This is a genomic window from Dysosmobacter sp. HCP28S3_G4, assembly GCF_052065175.1.
Taxonomy (GTDB): domain Bacteria; phylum Bacillota; class Clostridia; order Oscillospirales; family Oscillospiraceae; genus Oscillibacter.
Genome location: NZ_JBQHUP010000010.1, coordinates 36,994 through 56,462, shown reverse-complemented (window position 1 = coordinate 56,462; position 19,469 = coordinate 36,994). Strand labels below are relative to the sequence as shown.

The 19,469-nt window shown below is 65.1% G+C and carries 15 protein-coding genes; 8 read left to right on the top strand and 7 right to left on the bottom strand.

Annotation, left to right across the window (positions count from 1 at the left end; all coding sequences use genetic code 11):
* Nucleotides 1-121 precede the first annotated feature (121 nt).
* The 5 genes from ACTNBU_RS04235 (at nucleotide 122) to ACTNBU_RS04215 (ending at nucleotide 6,601) form a co-directional block, all read left to right on the top strand.
* Complete coding sequence (locus tag ACTNBU_RS04235; RefSeq protein ID WP_441031150.1) at nucleotides 122-1,696, top strand: phospholipase D-like domain-containing protein; 1,575 nt, start codon at nucleotides 122-124, stop codon at nucleotides 1,694-1,696.
* A 218-nt stretch (nucleotides 1,697-1,914) separates the two neighbouring features.
* Nucleotides 1,915-2,721, top strand: coding sequence for an electron transfer flavoprotein subunit beta/FixA family protein (locus tag ACTNBU_RS04230; protein ID WP_441031148.1), 807 nt, complete (start codon nucleotides 1,915-1,917; stop codon nucleotides 2,719-2,721).
* Nucleotides 2,718-3,920, top strand: a complete 1,203-nt coding sequence (locus ACTNBU_RS04225; protein WP_441031145.1) for an FAD-binding protein — start codon at nucleotides 2,718-2,720, stop codon at nucleotides 3,918-3,920. Before ACTNBU_RS04230 ends, ACTNBU_RS04225 begins: the two co-directional genes overlap by 4 nt.
* Nucleotides 3,921-5,339: an FAD-binding oxidoreductase gene (locus ACTNBU_RS04220; RefSeq protein WP_441031142.1), complete on the top strand. Its 1,419-nt coding sequence runs from the start codon at nucleotides 3,921-3,923 to the stop codon at nucleotides 5,337-5,339.
* An 89-nt stretch (nucleotides 5,340-5,428) separates the two neighbouring features.
* Nucleotides 5,429-6,601: a YkvI family membrane protein gene (locus ACTNBU_RS04215; protein WP_441031139.1), complete on the top strand. Its 1,173-nt coding sequence runs from the start codon at nucleotides 5,429-5,431 to the stop codon at nucleotides 6,599-6,601.
* Nucleotides 6,602-7,390: 789 nt separating this feature from the next.
* On the opposite strand, the gene yfbR is transcribed toward ACTNBU_RS04215, so the two are convergent.
* From yfbR to ACTNBU_RS04200, 3 genes are read right to left on the bottom strand one after another with little or no spacing between them, the layout of a single operon-like run.
* Nucleotides 7,391-7,966 carry a 5'-deoxynucleotidase gene (gene yfbR / locus ACTNBU_RS04210; protein ID WP_441031137.1) on the bottom strand — a complete coding sequence of 192 codons (576 nt, stop codon included), beginning with the start codon at nucleotides 7,964-7,966 and terminating at the stop codon, nucleotides 7,391-7,393.
* Nucleotides 7,963-9,270: a tRNA (N(6)-L-threonylcarbamoyladenosine(37)-C(2))-methylthiotransferase MtaB gene (gene mtaB / locus ACTNBU_RS04205; RefSeq protein WP_441031134.1), complete on the bottom strand. Its 1,308-nt coding sequence runs from the start codon at nucleotides 9,268-9,270 to the stop codon at nucleotides 7,963-7,965. The genes yfbR and mtaB overlap by 4 nt, the downstream gene beginning before the upstream one ends.
* A gap of 18 nt (nucleotides 9,271-9,288) precedes the next feature.
* Entirely contained in the window at nucleotides 9,289-9,774 is a 486-nt protein-coding gene (locus ACTNBU_RS04200; RefSeq protein WP_441031131.1) for a nucleotidyltransferase domain-containing protein, read from the bottom strand.
* A gap of 199 nt (nucleotides 9,775-9,973) precedes the next feature.
* On the opposite strand from ACTNBU_RS04200, the gene ACTNBU_RS04195 reads away from it, so the two are divergent.
* The 3 genes from ACTNBU_RS04195 (at nucleotide 9,974) to ACTNBU_RS04185 (ending at nucleotide 13,724) form a co-directional block, all read left to right on the top strand.
* Entirely contained in the window at nucleotides 9,974-11,107 is a 1,134-nt protein-coding gene (locus tag ACTNBU_RS04195) for a cysteine desulfurase family protein (protein WP_441031128.1), read from the top strand.
* A 404-nt stretch (nucleotides 11,108-11,511) separates the two neighbouring features.
* Entirely contained in the window at nucleotides 11,512-12,900 is a 1,389-nt protein-coding gene (locus tag ACTNBU_RS04190; RefSeq protein WP_441031126.1) for an MATE family efflux transporter, read from the top strand.
* A complete protein-coding gene (locus ACTNBU_RS04185; RefSeq protein ID WP_441031123.1) occupies nucleotides 12,897-13,724 on the top strand; it encodes a putative RNA methyltransferase in 828 nt (275 codons plus the stop codon). The genes ACTNBU_RS04190 and ACTNBU_RS04185 overlap by 4 nt, the downstream gene beginning before the upstream one ends.
* A 149-nt stretch (nucleotides 13,725-13,873) precedes the next feature.
* Here the strand turns inward: ACTNBU_RS04185 and ACTNBU_RS04180 are convergent, their stop codons facing one another.
* From ACTNBU_RS04180 to ACTNBU_RS04165, 4 genes are all read right to left on the bottom strand, one after another.
* On the bottom strand, nucleotides 13,874-14,572 hold the full coding sequence (locus tag ACTNBU_RS04180) for a V-type ATP synthase subunit D (protein ID WP_441031120.1): 699 nt from the start codon (nucleotides 14,570-14,572) through the stop codon (nucleotides 13,874-13,876).
* Between the two features lie 15 nt (nucleotides 14,573-14,587).
* A complete protein-coding gene (locus ACTNBU_RS04175) occupies nucleotides 14,588-15,976 on the bottom strand; it encodes a V-type ATP synthase subunit B (RefSeq protein ID WP_441031117.1) in 1,389 nt (462 codons plus the stop codon).
* A complete protein-coding gene (locus ACTNBU_RS04170; RefSeq protein ID WP_441031114.1) occupies nucleotides 15,976-17,748 on the bottom strand; it encodes a V-type ATP synthase subunit A in 1,773 nt (590 codons plus the stop codon). Before ACTNBU_RS04170 ends, ACTNBU_RS04175 begins: the two co-directional genes overlap by 1 nt.
* Nucleotides 17,749-19,145: 1,397 nt before the next feature.
* Nucleotides 19,146-19,463: a V-type ATP synthase subunit F gene (locus tag ACTNBU_RS04165; RefSeq protein ID WP_441031112.1), complete on the bottom strand. Its 318-nt coding sequence runs from the start codon at nucleotides 19,461-19,463 to the stop codon at nucleotides 19,146-19,148.
* Between the last annotated feature and the right edge of the window lie 6 nt (nucleotides 19,464-19,469).

Below are 19,469 nucleotides of genomic sequence, written 5' to 3'. Positions count from 1 at the left end.
CGGTTTTGGCCTGTTCTGCCCCAGGTTGATTTCTGTCGGAAAATCGTTTATACTGTCATGGAAAGAGACAGTTTCCGTGACAGGCGGGCGCAGTTCCCCGCGCCGGAGGAAGGAGCGTACCATGGACAATGAACAGAGCAAGGGCCTGACCCTGCTGGAAAAGGGGCAAAAGGGCGTGATCCACGCCATCTTCAGCCGCATGGGGCTGATCCTGCTGCTGCTGGCGTTCCACATCTTTCTGCTGGTCTGCGCCTTCCGATGGTTCGAGGGCTTCCTGCCCCACATCTTGGGGGGCACGGTGATCTTCATGACCGCCATGGTGGTGTACCTGCTGAATAGCCCCATGGACCCCACCGCCAAGATCACCTGGCTCATCGTCATCATGCTGCTGCCGGTGTTCGGGGCGACGCTGTTCTGGTACACCCAGAGCGATCTGGGCCACCGGGCCCTGAAAAAGCGGCTGAACCAGCTGATGGACCAGACCCGGGACAATCTCCCCCAGGACGGCGAGGTGCTGGAGCGGCTGGAGCGGACGGACCCCGGTCCGGCGGCCCTGGCCCGGTATCTCCGCCGCACCGGCGGCTATCCGGTGTGCGGACACACCGGCGTCACCTACTTCCCCTCCGGCGAGGCCAAGTGGGAGGAGCTGCTGCGGCAGCTGGAGCAGGCGGAGCGGTTCATCTTCCTGGAGTACTTCATCGTGGACGAGGGCGTCATGTGGGGCCGGGTGCTGGAGATCCTGGCCCGGAAGGCCAAATCGGGCGTGGACGTCCGGGTGATGTACGACGGCACCTGCGAGTTCTCCACCCTGCCCCACGACTATCCGGAGCGGCTGCGGCAGCTGGGTATCCGGTGCAGGATCTTCTCCCCGGTGACGCCCTTCCTCTCCACCCACTACAACTACCGGGATCACCGGAAAATTCTCGTCATCGACGGCCATACCGCCTTCACCGGCGGCGTCAATCTGGCGGACGAGTACATCAACCGCCGGGAGCGGTTCGGCCACTGGAAGGACACCGCCGTCATGCTGAAGGGCGACGCCGTCCCCAGCTTCACCCTCATGTTCTTGCAGATGTGGAGCATCGGGGAGAAGCAGCCGGAGTTTGACCGGTTCCTCTCCTGCCCCGCCGGCGCTCCGGCGGAACCGGCGGGCTTCGTCATCCCCTACGGCGACTGTCCCCTGGACCGGGACAAGGTGGGGGAGCGGGTCTACATGGACCTGCTGAACCGGGCGCAGCGGTACGTCCACATCATGACCCCCTATCTGATCCTGGACGGGGAGATGGAGACCGCCCTGAAATTCGCGGCGGAGCGGGGCGTGGACGTGACGCTGATCCTGCCGGGCATCCCCGACAAGGCCGCCCCCTACGCCCTGGCCAAGACCCACTATCCCTCCCTGCTGGAATCCGGCGTGAAGATCTACGAGTACACCCCCGGCTTCGTCCACGCCAAGGTCTTCGTAAGCGACGATCACGAGGCGGTGGTGGGCACCATCAATCTGGACTACCGCAGCCTGTACCACCACTTCGAGTGCGCCGCCTACCTGTGCGGCGTCCCCTGCGTCCCGGACATCGAGGCGGACTTCCAGGCCACCCTGGCCCAATGCCGCCGGGCCTCCCTCCAGACCCTGCGGCAGGAGCCGCTGCTCCGCCGTCTGGCGGGGCCCGTGCTGAAGGCCATCGCGCCGCTGATGTGACTGCATCGTTTTCCAAACCGCCCATGATTGGAAATCATGGGCGGTTTGCTTTGTATTTCTCCGGGAAACGGTTGTGACTCCAGGGGAAACTACACAAATTTTCCATGTAAAACGCTGGACAATCTGACCGATCTGTGCTAATATTTTATCGTTTTAAAGTTTAACACTTTAAAGAGCGTATCTGAATGAGAGAATGAGAGAAAGGCTGATGGATACAGATGAAAATACTGGTCTGTATGAAGCAGGTCCCGGCCACCTCCCAGGTGGAAGTGGACCCTGAGACCGGCTCCCTGAAGCGTCTTGGCACGGACACCAGGACGAATCCATACGACCTCAGCGCCCTGGAGACGGCTCTGCGCCTCCGGGAACAGCTGGGAGGCACCGTGACGGTGCTGACCATGGGCCCCGCCCAGGCGGAGTCCATGATGCGGGACGCCTACATGATGGGCGCCGACGACGCCGTGATCCTCTCCGACCGGAAGTTCGCCGGGTCCGACGTGCTGGCCACGTCCTACACCCTGTCCCAGGGCGTGCGGCTGCTGGGCGGCGCGGACCTGATCCTCTGCGGCCGCCAGACCACCGACGGCGACACCGCCCAGATCGGCCCGGCCCTGGCGGAGCATCTGGGCATCCCCCACGCCGCCTGGGTCAGCGAGATCACTTCCGCCGACGAGACCGGCATCGAGGTGGTGCAGAATCTGGCGTCGGTGGAGCAGCGGTCCCGGCTGAACTGGCCCTGTCTGCTGACGGTGGAGCTGAACAGCGTGGTGCCCCGGCTGCCGTCCTACCGGCTGAAGCGGGAGACGGCGGACCGTCCCATCCGCATCGTGGGCTTCGACGAGCTGCCGGAGCGGAACCTGTCCCTGTGCGGTCTGGTGGGCTCCCCCACCCGGGTGGAGAAGATGTTCCCCCCCGCCGCCAAGGCGAAAAACGTCCATCTGGAGGGCGGACCGGAGCAGGAGGCCGGCGCCCTGGTGGCCATCCTGCGTGAGAAGAAGCTGCTGGAAACGGAGGTGCGGGCATGACATCCATCCGGTTCAATTCCGCCGCCTGCGACCTGTGCCAGCAGTGCGTGGAGAAGTGCCCCTTCGGCGCCCTGTCCATCGGGGCGGAGGGCATGAGCATCAATGAGAAGTGCCGCATGTGCGGCGTGTGCGTCAAGACCTGCCCCCACCGGGCCATCACCTTCGAGCAGACCCCCAGCCGGGACGGCGCGGTGAAGGACCAGTGGAAGGGCATCCTGGTCTACGCCGAGCAGGAGGCCGGGGCGCTGCATCCCGTCACCTTTGAACTCATCGGCGAGGCCCGGCGTCTGGCGGCGAAGGTGGGCTACGACGTGTACGCCGTCCTGGTGGGCGGCGAGGGCACCGCGGCAAACGCTGAAAAGCTGCTGCCCTACGGCGTGAAAGAGGTGTTCGTCTATGAGCATCCCGGCTTCACCGGCTTCAAGGCCGACTGCTACGCCGACGCCATGGCGGACTGCATCTCCCAGCTGCGCCCCTCCGTGGTGCTCATCGGCGCCACAGCCCTGGGCCGGTCCCTGGCCCCCCGGCTGTCCGTCCGGTTCCATACCGGCCTCACCGCCGACTGCACCAAGCTGGACATGCGGCCCAGCACCGATCTGGTCCAGATCCGGCCCGCCTTCGGCGGCAACGTCATGGCCCAGATCCTGATCACCGACGCACGGCCCCAGTTCGCCACCGTCCGCTACCGGGTCATGGACCGGGCGGCGAAGGTGCCCGATCCCACCGGCAAAGTCACCCGCATGCCCGTCACCGACGCCATGGCCCGCTCCGGCATTGAGGTGCTGGAGCTGCGCCAGCTGGTACGGGAGAAGTCCATCGAGGAGGAGGACATCCTGGTGGTGGCCGGACGCGGCGCCAAGAACGAGGAGGGCGTGGCCCTGTGCCGCCGTCTGGCGGAGGCGCTGGGCGGCCAGCTGTGCTTCACCCGCCCCATGGCGGAGAGCGGCCTGGGCGACCCGTCCCATCAGATCGGCCTGTCCGGCCGGACGGTGCGGCCCAAGCTCATCATCACCTGCGGCGTCTCCGGCGCCATCCAGTTCGCCGCCGGTATGAACGGCAGCGACTGCATCGTGGCCATCAACACGGACCCGGAGGCCCTGATCTTCAACATCGCCAGCTACTGCATCGTGGACGACCTGTTTACCGTCGTCCCGGCGCTGCTGGAGCGGCTGTCCGCCGCGGAAAAGGAGGGGGAGTAAATGCCGTATCCCTATAACAAAATTGATCAGGCGGGCATCGACTACATCCGCTCCGTCACCGCGCCGGAGCGCGTGAAGGTGGGCGCGGAGATCCTGCCGGAGTACCATCACGACGAGATGCCGGAGTACGGCGTCTATCCGCCGGACCTGTACGTGGAGGCCGTCAATACCCAGGAGGTCTCCGCCGTCATGAAGTACGGCAACGACCACAACATCCCCGTGGTGGTCCGGGGCGCGGGCACCGGCTTGGCCGGAGGCTCCACCTGCAAATACGGCGGCATCATGCTGTCCATCATGCGGATGAACCGCATCTTCCCCGTGGACCGGAAGAACCAGACCATCACCTGCGAGCCCGGTGCCCTGCTGCTGGACGTCCAGGCCGCCGCCGCGGCGGAGGGGCTGTTCTATCCCCCGGACCCCGGCGAGAAGACCGCCACCATCGGCGGCAACGTCATCACCAACGCCGGCGGCATGAAGGCCGTGCGCTACGGCCTGACCCGGGACTTCGTCCGGTGCATGGAGGCGGTGCTGCCCGACGGCTCCATCGTCCACTTCTCCTCCAACGTGGTGAAGAACACCACCGGCTACGACGTGAAGGACCTGGTCATCGGCTCCGAGGGCACGCTGTGCATCCTGACCCAGGTGACGCTGAAGCTGCTGCCCGCCCCCAAGTGCTCCTGCACCCTGGTTCTCCCCTTCCCCACCCTGGAGGACTGCGCCGACATGGTGCCCAAAGTGCTGGACCTGCCCTTCACCCCCACCGCCATCGAATTCCTGGAGCGGGAGCTGCTGGACATCGTGAAGCGGGCGCTGAACAAGCCCTTCCCGGTACAGGAGGGCGGCGCGGTGCTCATCGTCATGTACGACGCATCCAGCCGTGAGGAGCTGGACGGCGCCTGCGCCGCCGCCTGCGAGGCGGCATTGGCCGCCGGGGCCATCGACTGCTTCATCGCCGACACGCCGGAGCGCAGCGGGTCCGTCTGGGGCGTCCGCGGCGGCATTCTGGAGGGCATGAAGGGCGACTCCGTGGCCCAGGAGGAGTGCGACGTGGTGGTGCCCCGCAGCGAGATCGCCCGGTACGTGAAGGAGGCCAAGCGCATCGGCCTGTCCCACGGCGTCCGGGTGGAGCCCTGCGGCCACGCCGGCGACGGCAACATCCACACGGAGCTGCTGCGGGATCCGGGCATGACCGACGAGGAGTGGAAGTCCGCCACCCACGCCTGTCTCACGGAGCTGTACGCCCTGTCCAAGGAGCTGGGAGGCCAGCTGTCCGGCGAGCACGGCATCGGCAACGGCCGCATCGACTTCCTGGAGGACTTCCTGGGCAGCCGCATGATCGATCTGTTCAAGTCCATCAAGCTGGCCTTCGACCCCAATCTGGTGCTGAATCCCGGCAAGGTCATTGAGTTCAACCGTTGATCTCCCGGCAGCGGCCGGTTCTGATCCCGGCGGCCCCGCCTGTGTGTGGGCGGCGCCGCGCAAACCAAAAAAGGAGAGAGAGAAATATCATGAGTGAAAAGAAATCCCTGCTGGTCGACAAGAGCCGGATGCCTCTGGCCGTCGGCGTGGCCTTCGTGGCCTTCACCACCCAGTTCGGCGGCGGCTTCGCCTCCGGCGCCCAGATCTACTCCTACTTCATCAACTACGGCGTGTGGTGCCTGGCGCTGCCCATCTTCACCCAGTTCCTGTACGCCCTGTTCTTCTGGTACGGCATGCGCTACGCCTACCGCAACAAGCTGTACGACTACCGGGCCTTCTCCGACCACTTCTACGGCAAGTACCGCCCGGTGTTCTCCAACCTGTTTGAGATCACCTACCTCATCATGATCGGCACCGCCTCCGCCGCGGCCTTCGCCACCGGCGGCTCCACCATCAACACCCTGTTCGGCATCCCCTACTGGCTGTGCACCCTGCTGGTGGGCGTGTTCATCTTCCTGATCGTGCTGTACGGCACCAACATGGTCCGCAAAGTGGCCTCCACCCTGTCCGTGCTGATCATCGTGGGCCTGGTGATCGTGCTGGTGCCCAACATCATCGCCCAGTGGGGCAACATCACCGATTCCATCGCCCGGATGTCCGCCGGTGAGATGTGCGTCTCCTCCGGCGAGACCGGCAGCTTCGGCCCCGCCCTGTGGAGCGCCTTCCTGTACTTCCTGTTCCAGCTGCCCTCCGTGTCCGTCATGTACCAGCACATGGAGCCCCTGACCAGTGAGAAGCAGGTGAACCGGGCCGCCGTGTACATCTTCATCGTCAACATCTTCGCCATGCTGCTGAGCATCGTGGGTCTGCTGGCCGTGGCCTTCGTCGGCGATCTGGCCACCGCCTCCGTCCCCATGCTGGTGCTGGTGCAGAACGGCGTGGGCGCCGCCCTGCTGACCCCCATTATCTCCATCCTCATCATTCTGGGCGCCGTGTCCACCGGCGTGAACATGATCTCCGGCATCGTCACCCGCTGCGTCAACGCCATCGAGCGCCGCATGGACGATCCCGCCAAGCGTGCCTCCGGCCACATGACCCGGAACGTCATCTTCTCCCTGCTGTTCACCGCCATCGCCTTCTCCATCGCCCAGTTCGGTCTGATGGCCGTGGTGAAGAAGGGCTACGCCTATCTGGGCTACGCCGCCTTCATCTCCGTGTTCATCCCCTTCGTCATCAGCGCCGTGTGCGGCAAGCGGAAGTAATACTATTCTCCCATTAAAATAGATATTTTAATGGGAGCCGCCGCGCTTCGCGCGTCGGCGCGTCTCATAAGAATCCAACGCGCCGTTGGCGCTATAAAAATAAGACAAATGTCTTATTTTTAATGGATTCTAGTATAAGCCGCTGTCCCGACAGAAAAAGAGCATCCCCCGTTCGATTGTGGGGGATGCTCTTTTCTGTCGAAATTAGGAATGAGGAATTAGGAATTAGGAATTTGGGTGGGGACGGCGGTCCGGAGGACTGTTCCGGCCTTTCCGCGTCCCCGCCGCCCGGGGGCGTCGTCACCCCCCGCATCCCCCGTCCACACGCCCAGCGAAGTGCAGGCGTCCAGGGGCATCCAAAGGGGGCTCCAGCCCCCTTTGGTTGCGCCCCCCGGCGGCGGCGAAACGGAAGGAATCATTTTTTCCGGCGGCACCTAGTGCCTCTCCTCGCGGCATAGCCGCTGCGGCCTACGCTAAAAACATGCCGCCGGCATGTTTTCTTTACGCTGCGGCGTCGGAAAAATACCTCTTAGGTCCCCGGAGTGTCGAAGCACCCTCCGCCGCCCAGAGGGCGACGCCTTTCGGGGTCCCCCGCCGCAACCCAACGAAGTGGTTGCGGTGGGGAGAGGAAGGGCAGCGGAGCGGCGTTCAAAAGGCCCTCTCACGCAGGGCCTTCTGAATGGAGCGCAGCTTGCCCTGACGAGCGCGGAGGTTCCCGGCAATCCCCCTTCGGCAAAGTGCTTGCACTTTGCCGAAGGTTTCTCGCCCGAATGCTTGCATTCGGGCGAATTATTTCAGCTCGTCCAGCGTCAGTGCAAAGCTGTCCATAAAGGTGTCCAGGAAGTACCCCACCTCCGGCAGATCATACGCCTCCAGCGCCTTCCGCGTCTGGGCCGCCGCCTCCCGGAACTCGCCGTTGCCCGCCTTGACCTCCTCCACGCACTTGATGTAGGCCGACAGCTTGTCCGCCGCCTTCACCAGCGCCCGGGTCTCGTCATCGTACTCGTTCAGGGCGTCCCGGTAGGTGGCTTGCAGTTCCTCCGGCAGCATGGACACCAGCCGCTCGTTGGCCACCGCCTCCACCTGCTTGTAGGCGTCCCGGATGGTGGGGTTGCCGTACTTCACCGGCGTGGGCATGTCGCCGGTGAGGATCTCCGACGCGTCGTGGTACAGCGCCGCCACCGCCACCCGGCCCGGGTCCACATGGCCGCCGAACTTCTCGTTGCGGATCACCGCCAGGGCGTGGGCCAGCACCGCCGCCTGATGGCTGTGCTCCTGGACGTTCTCCGGCGCCGTGTTCCGCATCAGCGCCCAGCGCTGGATGAACCGCATCCGGGAGATATAGGCGAAGAAATGGCTTCTCATGTTGCGTCCTCCTCTCCGTCCTCCAGAAGGACGCCGGTGAGGGCATCCCCGGAAAGGCCGGTAATTTGTACATTCCGGACAATATTGTGGAGATTTTCTCCCTCCGCCAGCACCTCCATGTAGTTGGGGGCGTGGCCGGAGAACCTGCCGTCCCGGGGCTGCTCAAAGAGGACCGGGTACGTCTCCCCCACGCAGCCGGTGAGATAGGCCCGGTGCAGCTCCGCCGCCACCGCTGCGGCACGGCGGGCCCGCTCCTCCTTCACGGCCTTGGGCACCTGCTCCATCTTCGCCGCCGGGGTGCCGGGACGGATGGAGTAGGGGAAAATGTGCATCTGGGCGAAGCCGCACTTCCGGATGAAGTCCAGCGTCCGGCCGAACTCCTCCTCCGTCTCGCCGGGGAATCCGGTGATGAGGTCCGTGGTGACGGCGGGGCGGTGGAAGAACCGGTTCAGCAATTCTACGGATTCATAGAACCGGGCGGTGTCGTACTTCCGGTTCATGCGCTTCAGGGTCTCGTCGCAGCCGCTCTGCATGGACAGGTGGAACTGGGGGCACAGGTTGGGCAGCGCCGCCGCCCGGCGGCAGAAGTCCTCGGTGATGGTCCGGGGCTCCAGACTGCCCAGCCGCAGACGGACGCCCGGCGCGGCGGCGGACAGGGCCTCCACCAGATCGATGAGGGTCTGTCCGGTCTTCAGGTCCCGGCCCCAGGAGGAGATCTCAATGCCTGTCAGCACGATCTCCCGGTAGCCCTCGGCGGCCAGCTGCTTCGTCTGGGCCACGGCGTCCTCCAGCGGCTCCGACCGCACCGGCCCACGGGCGTAGGGGATGATGCAGTAGGTGCAGAAGTTGACGCAGCCGTCCTCCACCTTCAGCATGGCCCGGGTGCGGGTGGTGAGGCCCCCGGCGGGCAGCACCTCGAACTGCCGCCGCTTCAGGGACTCGTCCACGAACTCCAGGGGCGCCTTCTCCGCCGCGGCCTGCTCCAGCCGGTCCACGAACTTCCCCCGGTCGCCGGTACCGGCGATGAGATCCACCCCCAGCTTCCGCACGTCCTCCACGTGGGTCTGGGCGTAGCAGCCGCACACCGCCACCACGGCCCCGGGCCGCTCCCGCTGGATCTTGTGGACCATCTGCCGGGATTTCTGGTCGCTGACGGCGGTGACGGAGCAAGTGTTCACCACGTAGGCGTCCGCCTCCTCCGAAAACTCCACCACCGTGTGGCCCCGGCGGCGCAGCTCCTGCTCCATGGCCTGGGTCTCGTACTGATTCACTTTGCACCCGAGGGTGTAGATGGCAACTCTCATTGGTCTTCTCCTGTCATATCATACTTCGCCGTTTTCTCCGGCGAGATAGTCGTCGATGAGCCGCACCCGGTCCGGCCTGCCCATGAGGGCATAGCAGGCCCGCCACGTCTCCAGGGACTGGAGGGGGATGGCTTGGCCGTCCAGCGCGGCGTGGTCCAGAGCGTCGTCCCGGTCCAGCGGAAAACAGTGGGGCGTATCGCCGTCCAGAACGGTGAAGCCGGCGATGAGGTCGATGTCCACGCCCTCCACCCGGAACTGATCAAACCGCCGGGACCGGTATTGGGTGGACGGCTCCGAAACCAGCCGCTCCCCCATGGCGGACAGCGTCTCCGCCGCCGCGTCCGCGTCCTCCTCCGCCGTCATCAGGTCGATGTCGTGGAAGCTGTCCGTCAGGCCACGGAGGTACAGCATGGCCGACGCCCCCACCGCCCAGGTCACGCCCCTGCCGTCCAATGCATCGGCGATGCGGGTCAGCACCCGCAGCTTGTGCCGAATGTCCTCCATGGCTGTCTCTCCTTTTTCCTCCGCCGGACGGCGGTTCCTCTTGCTATTTCCTCCGGGGGCCGATATAATAGAATATTACGGGCGTTTTCCCCGTTTCCCCGCCCTTTGGGACGGAGATCGCGGACAAACTCTATGTTATTATACAGACATTTTCCCCACGGGGCAAGACTCCCGCGGGGTTTCACGGAGGTTTTCACAAATGATCTATCTGGATCACGCGGCCACCACCCCTGTGCCGCAGGAAGTGGCGGACGCCATGTATCAGGTGCTGACGGATCAGTTCGGCAATCCCAGCGCCCAGTACGGTCTGGGGCTGGACATGAAGAAGCGGGTGGAGAGCTGGCGGCAGACGGTGGCGGCGGCCATGGGCTGCGACGCAAAGCAGCTGTACTTCACCTCCTGCGGCACCGAGGGGGACAACTGGGCCATCACCGCCGCCGTGTGGCAGAACCGCCATCTGGGACGGCACATCGTCACCACGGCGGTGGAGCACAGCGCCGTGCTGGAGTGCTGCCGCTGGCTGGAGCAGCAGGGCTGTGAGGTGACGTATCTGGTCCCGGACAAGAACGGCGACATCACGGCGGAGCAGGTGCTGGACGCCGTCCGGCCCGACACGGCGGTGGTGTCCGTCATGATGGTGAACAACGAGCTGGGGAACGTGTACCCCATCGCGGACATCGCCAAGGGTCTGGCGGCCAAAAACCCGAAGACCCTCCTCCACACCGACGCAGTGCAGGGCTTTCTGAAGATCCCCTTCCAGGCCGGCCGTCTGGGGGCGGACTTTATCTCCGTCTCCGCCCACAAGATCGGCGGGCCCAAGGGCATCGGGGCCATGTACATCGGCCCCCGGGTGCGGAATCCCCGGCCCCTGCTGGCGGGGGGCGGTCAGGAGGGCGGTCTCCGCTCTGGCACCGAGGCCACGGCCCAGATCGCGGGCTTCGCCAAGGCCGTGGAGCTGCGGTGCGACGGCCTGACGGACAAGCTGGCCCATATGGCGGACATCAAGCGCTACGCCGCGGAGAAGCTGTCGGCCATTCCGGACTGCCAGCTCATCGGCGACGGCACGGCCCCCCACATCCTGTCGGCGTCCTTGGTGGGCTGGCCCAGCCAGAACATGGTCAGCGACCTGGGCAGTCAGGGCATCTGCATCTCCGCCGGGTCCGCCTGCCACCGGGGCAAGCCCAGCCATGTGGTGGCGGCGCTGCATCTGCCCAAGAAGACGGCGGGCGGCGTCATCCGGCTCAGCTTCGGCCCGGAGACCACGGCGGCGGACATCGACGCCTGCGCCGAGGCGCTGCTTAGACATCACGATACGCGCATGCCAATGTTGTGAGCTTCAAGGGGGAGCAGGCTCCCCCTTGAGAATCCCCCACCACCAGTGACGTCGGTCACTGGTGTGTGCGCCCCCGGGGGGCCCGGGGCTCGGTATTTTTCCGCCGCGCATGTCGCCGGAAAAATGATTCCGGCGGATTGCTCTGCCCGTTGGGCAGAGCAACCGGGAACCTGCGGTTCCCTGGCCCCTCCCTTTTTATGCGCCGAACCTTGGTAGTCGCTGGGGATGGGCGCCGCGTCTGATGGCTTCCGCGTCCCAGGAAATTGGGGGAAACCGCAGGTTTCCCCCGTGCCCCTTTCCTTTGTGTGCCGCATCCTGGCGGTTGCAGGAGGTTGCGCCGCGACCCTCATTCCTAATTCCTCATTCCTAATTCCTAATTCCTAATTGAAAAAGGTGTTTCTGAAGTGTTTCACTATCTTCGCCGGTCTCCCGGCTTTTATAAACGGCTTTGGAAGCTGTCCCTGCCGGTCATTCTGCAAAATCTCATTACTTACTCCCTGGGGCTGATCGACACCTTTATGGTCAGCCAGCTGGGCAATGAGGAGATGGCCGCCGTCTCCTCCGCCAACGTGCCGGTGTTTCTGCTCATCAGCATCGTCTTCGGCGTACAGAGCGGACTGGGGATCCTGGTGAGCCAGTACTGGGGCAAGGGGGATCTGAAAAGCATCAACCGGGCCATGGGCGTGGCCTGCTTCATCGGCACGGGCATCACCGTCGTCCTGGCGCTGGTGATGGCCCTGTTCCCCGTCCAGGTCATGGACCTGCTGTCCAACCGCCATGACCTGAGTCTGCTGGGCGCGCCCTACCTCCAGGTCATCGGCTTCTCCTATGTGTTCAACATGCTCTCGTCCATCTACGCCAGCGCCCAGCGCAGCGTGGAACGGCCCAATTTCGGTATGCTGCTGTTCGGCTTCTCCACCCTGCTGAACACCGGACTGAACTATCTGCTGATCTTCGGCCACGGGGGACTGCCCGCCCTGGGCGTCCGGGGCGCCGCCGTCGCCACCCTGCTGGCCCGGATGAGCGAATGCCTCATCTGCCTGGTCTGCGCCGTCCGCAGCAAGGTCATCCCCCTGGATCTGGGCTGCTTCCTGCGCCCCGGCGGGGAGATGGCGGGCCGCTTTTTGAAATACGCCTCCCCGGTGGTGCTGAACGAGACCGTCTGGGGACTGGGCACCTCCATGCAGACGGTGATCCTGGGCTACACCGCCAACTCCGTGGAAATGCTGGCGGCCAACGCCGTCACCGGGAATCTGAACCGGCTGTTCCTGGTGGTGTGCTTCGGCCTGGGCGCCGCCACCGCCGTCATGGTGGGCAAGGCCATCGGCGAGGGACAGAGCCGGGAGACGGTCATGTCCCTGAGCCAGACGCTGCTGTGGTTCGCCTTCGCCGTGGGCGCAGCGGTGGGTCTGACGGCCCTGCTGCTGGTGCCGCTGCTGTTCGTGCCGGTGATCTTCCCCATGTTCAAGCTGTCCGGCGAGTCCGCGGCCATCGCCACCGCCCTGGCGGTGATGGGCTTCCTCTCCATCCCCCTCCACGCCTACGCTATCTCCGCCGTCACCGGCGTGCTCCGGGCCGGGGGCGACGTAGGCTGGGCCACCGTCCTGGATCTGGCCCCCCAATGGCTGGTGTGCCTGCCGCTGACGGCCCTGACGGCGCTGTTGTTGAAAACCGGCTGCTGGCCCATCGCCGCCGCCATCCAGACGGAGTGCGTGGTGAAGATGCCGCTGTGCATCTGGCGCATCGGCGGCGGAAAGTGGATCCATGACGTGACAAGGGGGCGGGGAGCATGAACAGTCTCTTTTGCTGTCCCCTGTGCGGCGCGGCCCTGACCCGGGAGGAACACGCCTACCGCTGCCCCTCCGGTCACAGCTACGACATCGCCAAAGAGGGCCATACCTACCTGCTGCCGGTGAACAAAAAGCACTCCCTGGCCCCCGGCGACGACCAGGGCATGGCCCGGGCCCGGTGGGATTTCCTGTCCAAGGGGTATTATGCCCCGCTGCTGAATACCCTCTGTCATCTCTCCGTCAGCCACACCGGCCCCGCGCCGTCAGTGCTGGACGCCGGCTGCGGCGAGGGCTGGTACACCGCCGGGGTGTATCGCGCCCTGCTGGACGCCGGGAAATCGCCCCGGATGGCGGGCATCGACATCTCCAAGTTCATCCTCCGCTCCGCCGCCAAACGGGAGAAGCGGGTGGAGTTCGCCGTGGCGTCGTCCTATCGCCTGCCGCTGGCGGACGGCAGCATCGACCTGCTGCTGGACTGCTTCTCCCCCCTGGCGCTGGAGGAGTTCCGGAGGGTGCTGCGGCCCGGCGGCACGTTCCTGTACGTGGTGCCGGCGGCGGACCATCTGTGGGAGCTGAAGCAGGTGCTGTACGACCGGCCCTACCCCAACGAGGAGAAGGAGACGCCCTACGAGGGCTTCGCCTATGAATCCATCCTGCCGGTGGAGGACACCATCGCCCTGGCCTGCCGGGAGGACATCCAGAACCTGTTCCAGATGACGCCCTACTACTGGAAGACGCCGAGATCCGGCGCGGAGCGTCTGGCATCGCTGGACACCCTCACCACCCGCATTGCCTTCCGGGTCCATGTGTTCCGCCGGGAGGGGTGACGGGCGGAGCGGCCTGTAAGCGGCAAAATGAAAACAGCGCGCCCCGGAGCGGATAGTCCGTTCCGGGGCGCGGTTCTTGCGAAACCATCCCCCGCCTGACAACAGGCGGGGGATGTTGTTTTGATGCGGTATATGGCGCAGGGTTTCCGTCAGCTCTCCACTTCGGCGAACCGTCTTGCGGCGGCCTCGTCCCGGGCGCGCTGCTCCTCGATGGCCTCTTTCAGCAGCATGTCCTTCACCTTCATCAATCGGGTGGTGGTGGCGCGGTCGTTCTCATCCAGCTTCATGGTGATATACCGGATGGCCTCCTGGGTGTTGGGGATCATGACGTACTCCAGGGCGTTGACCCGGCGGCGGGTCTTCTCGATCTCCTCCGCCATCAGCTGGGCGGACTTCTCGATCTGGGCCAGCTTCAGCATCTTCTGGAACACCTTGCCCAGCGCCTCCACCGCCGTGTCCAGCTCGCCGGAGGTGGCGGCGAAGCCGTAGGGATAGATGTCGCTGTCCGACTTCGTCTTGGTCTGGAAGTGGTACACCGGCACGTTGACGGACATGATGTTCTGGGTGGTCATGGTCAGCTCCACGCTCTGCTTGGGATACAGCAGCGCCTGCTCCATGGCCTGGTCGCTCATCAGGGCGGAGGCCACGGTGAAGGACCCGTGGACGGTCATCAGCTCCGCCTCCACCTCCGCCCGGAGGGCCTTCACCTCCCGGACGGTGTCCAGGAACTGCTTCATCAGCTCGTCCCGCTTGTCCTTCAGCAGCTTGTGGCCCCGCTGGGCGGTGCGCAGCTTCCCCTTCAGACGGGTCAGCTCCATGCGGGTGGGGTTTACCGTGATATTTGCCATGGGGGACCCCCTCCTTTACTGCTGGTCGTCCTTCTTGGGCCAGTACTTCTCGATATACTCCGGCTTGATGCGCTTCAGTTCCGCCTTGGGCAGGATGCTCAGCAGCTCCCAGCCCAGGTCCAGGGTCTCCTCGATGGAGCGGTTCTCCTCGTAGCCCTGGTTGACGTAGCGCTTCTCGAACTCGTCGGCGAACTTGGCGTACAGCAGGTCCGTGGGCGTCAGGGCCGCCTCGCCCAGAATGGACATCAGCTCCTTGTTGTCCTTGCCGGTGGAGTAGGCGGCGAACAGCTGGTTCATGGTGTTGGAGTGGTCCTCCCGGGTCTTGCCCGCGCCGATGCCCTTGTCCTTCAGACGGGACAGGCTGGGCAGCACGTCCACCGGGGGATGGATGCCCTTGCGGTACAGCTCCCGGGACAGGATGATCTGGCCCTCGGTGATATAGCCCGTCAGGTCGGGGATGGGGTGGGTCTTGTCATCCTCGGGCATGGTCAGAATGGGGATCAGGGTGATGGAGCCCTTCTTGCCCAGCTGACGGCCCGCCCGCTCGTACATGGTGGCAAGGTCGGTGTACAGGTAGCCGGGGAAGCCGCGGCGGCCCGGGACCTCCTTCTTGGCGGCGGAGACCTCACGCAGGGCCTCGGCGTAGTTGGTGATGTCGGTCATGATGACCAGCACGTGCATGTCCTTCTCGAAGGCCAGATACTCGGCGGCGGTGAGGGCCATACGGGGCGTGCTGATGCGCTCGACGGCCGGGTCGTTGGCCAGGTTGGAGAACAGCACGGTGCGGTCAATGGCGCCGGTGCGCTTGAACTCGCTGACGAAGAACTCGGACTCCTCGAAGGTGATGCCGATGGCGGCGAACACCACGGCGAAGTTGGAGCCGTCATCCCCCAGCACCTTGGCCTGACGGGCGATCTGGGCCGCCAGGTTGGCGTGGGGCAGGCCGGAGCCGGAGAAAATGGGCAGCTTCTGGCCCCGGACCAGGGTGTTCAGGCCGTCGATGGTGGAGACGCCGGTCTGGATGAACTCGTTGGGGTAGTCCCGGGCGGCGGGGTTCATAGGCAGGCCGTTGATGTCCCGGTACTCCTCCGGGATGATCTCCGGGCCGCCGTCGATGGGCTCGCCCATGCCGTTGAACACCCGGCCCAGCATGTCCGTGGACACGCCCAGCTGTAAGGGGTGGCCCAGGAAGCGGACCTTGGCATCCGCCAGATTGATTCCGGCGGCGGATTCGAACAGCTGGACCACGGCGGTGTCGCCGTTGACCTCCAGCACCTTGCCCCGGCGGATGGAGCCGTCGTGGAGCTGGACTTCCACCAGCTCGTCGTAGGTGACGCCCTCCACCTGGCGGACCATCATCAGCGGGCTGACGATTTCTTCTACAGTGCGGTATTCCTTGATCATCAGTCTTCCCCTCCCTGTTCCGCCACGGCCTGGATCTCCGCGGCCATGCCGGTGCGGATGTCCTCGTAGGCCTTCTCGTACACGTCGGCCTCCACGCTCTTGGCGCGGCCGATCTTCTCACGGGCGGGAATGTCGAACAGCTTCATGACGGGGGCGCCCTTGGTGATGGCGTCCCGGCACAGCCGGTCGTACTCCAGGATCATGCCCAGCAGCTTCTCCTGACGGTCGTAGCTGGAGAAGCTGTCCACGTCCATGAAGGCGTTCTGCTGGAGGAAGTCCTCCCGGATCATCCGGGCCACCTCCAGGGTCAGCTGGTCGGCGGGGGACAGGGCGTCCTTGCCCACCAGCTGGACGATCTCGTTCAGGCTGGCCTCGCTTTGCAGGATGGCCATGGCCTGGGCCCGGTTCTTCATGAAGTCGGGGCCCAAATTCTCGTCGAACCAGGGCTTCAGGGAGTCCAGATACAGCGAGTAGGAATTCAGCCAGTTGATGGCCGGGAAGTGGCGCTTGTAGGCCAGGGACGCGTCCAGCGCCCAGAACACCTTGACGATGCGCATGGTGGCCTGGGACACGGGCTCACTGAGGTCGCCGCCGGGAGGCGACACGGCGCCCACGGCGGTGAGGCTGCCCCGGCGCTGGTCGGAGCCGATGCACTCCACGCTGCCGGCCCGCTCGTAGAACTGGGCCAGACGGGAGGCCAGGTAGGCGGGGTAGCCCTCCTCGCCGGGCATCTCCTCCAGACGGCCGGACATCTCACGGAGGGCCTCGGCCCAGCGGGAGGTGGAGTCGGCGATGACGGCCACGTCGTAGCCCATGTCGCGGAAATACTCGGCGATGGTGATGCCGGTGTACACGCTGGCCTCACGGGCGGCCACGGGCATATCGGAGGTGTTGGCGATCAGCACCGTCCGCTTCATCAGGGACTCGCCGGTGCGGGGGTCCTTCAGTTCCGGGAACTCCCGGAGCACGTCGGTCATCTCGTTGCCGCGCTCGCCGCAGCCGATGTAGACCACGATGTCCACGTCGGACCACTTGGCCAGCTGATGCTGCACCACCGTCTTGCCGGAGCCGAAGGGGCCGGGGACGGCGGCGGTGCCGCCCTTGGCGATGGGGAACATGGTGTCGATGATCCGCTGGCCGGAGCACAGGGGCTTCTTGGGGGGATACTTGTGCTGATAGGGACGGCCCACGCGGACGGGCCACTTCTGCATCATGGGCAGCTCCACCGTCTTGCCGTCGTCGGTCTTCAGGGTGACGATGGGCTCCAGGACGGTGTACTGGCCCTGGGGGGCGATTTTGGTGATGGTGCCGCTCATCTTGGGGGGCACCATGATCTTGTGGAGCACCACGGCGGTCTCGGGCACGGTGCCCAGCACGTCGCCGCCGGTGACTTTGTCGCCCACCTTGGCGGTGGGGGTGAAGTCCCACTTCTTCTCATGGTCCAGGGCGGGGACCTCCACGCCGCGGGTGATGTTGGCGCCCACCTTCTCCACGATCTTCTCCAGCGGGCGCTGGATGCCGTCGTAGATGCCCTCGATCATGCCGGGGCCCAGCTCCACGCTCAGGGGGCCGCCAGTGGTGACCACCTCGGCGCCGGGGCCCAGGCCGGAGGTCTCCTCATAGACCTGGATGGAGGCGGAGTCGCCCTTCATGGTCAGGATCTCGCCGATGAGCCGCTGGGGTCCCACACGGACCACGTCGGACATGTTGGCGTCCGACAGGCCGGTGGCGACCACCAGCGGGCCGGAGACTTTCAAAACTTTACCGCTCAAGAATATATACCTTCTTTCCGGGTAGATTCGCTTTGGTTTGCGCCCGTCCCGGGCGCGGGGGTGCCGGGGAAGCCCGGCGGCTTCAAAGCCTTTTCCCCGTTGGACGGGGGTGCCGGGGAAGCCCGGCGGCTTCAAAACCTTTTCCCGTCAGGACGGGGGTGCCGGGGAAGCCCGGCGGCTTCAAAACCTTTTCCCGTCAGGACGGGGGTGCCGGGGAAGCCCGGCGGCTTCAAAACCTTTTCCCCGTTGGACGGGGGTGCCGGGGAAGCCCGGCGGCTTCAAAACCTTTTCCCGTCAGGACGGGGGTGCCGGGGAAGCCCGGCGGCTTCAAAACCCCCATTCTCTTTTTCCTGAGGAAAAAGAGAATGCGCCTTTTGATGGTGTAAGAGAAAAAGGCTCGGGCGGCGGCATTCCGGACTTCGTCCGGAACGCTCGCAGCGCCTGTTACGGGGGTTTTGGTCTGGTAATGGCCGGTGGCTCAGACCACTCAACCGCATATGGCTATTGCAAAAGCTGGGGGTGTTTTGGGATGCACCCTGCTCCTCTTTTGCTGCCGCACATCGGCAGTTGCGGGAGATTGGTAGAAGGGGTGGTTCCGGATGCACTTCTGCTCTTCTTTTGCTGCCGCACCTTGGCGGTCGCAGGAGCTTGGTGCTGTGGGTGGTTCCGGATGCACCCTGCTTCTGTTTTGCTGACGCAGTCCGGTGGGTATCGAAAGAACGGCGACAGGCCCTCTCAAACTGCCGGGGTGCGGCAGCAAAAGAGGAAGGCGGGGCATCCGGGAGCGTCCACACCTCCGGTCTTCCGCAACTGCCGGGGTGCGGCAGCAAAAGAGGACAGCAGGGCATCCGGGAGCGTCCCGGACTTTCGTTGGTGTCAAGGGCTGATACAGGAGGCAAAGCCCAGGCAACTGCCGGGCCAAAACCCCCGTAAACAGGGCGGAACAAGGCGTTTCAGGCGGAGCCTGAAATGCCGCCGCCCAAGCCTTTTTCTCTTACACCATCAAAAGGCGCATTCTCTTTTTCCACGGAGAGGGGCCCCCCACAAAAGCCCAGCGAAGCGGGTTTTGTGGGGAAGAGGAAACCGGCGAAGCGCCGCCAGCGGCGGAAAAAGCGAGCCGGTTTCGAGGAAGCGGCGCGATTGGCGGACCCGAAGGGGCCGGGAATCGCAATGCCGCGACGGTGTGCAAGGGGGCAACGAAGCGGTATGAGGGATGCCCTCCCCCGCAGGGCGTCCCGAATACAGCGCAGTTTGACCCGACGACGAAAGGGGGTTTTGCCCCGCGGCGGAGCCGCAAGCCCGCGGCCTTCGCCGCACCATCCCCGCGCCCCGGGACGGGGCGCACCGCCAGTCCCCGCGAAGGGGGGAAAAACACCGCACCCCGCGAAGGGGGAAACTTACAGAATATCCGCTCCGACAGCTCTCTCGATCGAGCTCTGAAGCGTCTCCTTCCCGATGCCGAGAGAGCCCTCCCGGCCGGGGATCAGGATGATGGCGGGCTTCAGCTCGTCCTTGTACCGGGCGATGACGTCCCCCAGCTTGGCCGCCAACTGCTCGGTGAGATAGATCACCGCGCAGTCCTCTTTGGCCAGCCGGTGGATGATCTCCCGGGCCTCCTCCGGCGCCGTCACCGGATAGGTGTCCAGCCCCAGGGCACGGAAGCCCATGACGGACTGCCAGTCGCCCACCACGGCGATGGAATACGCTGCTGCCATCAGCAC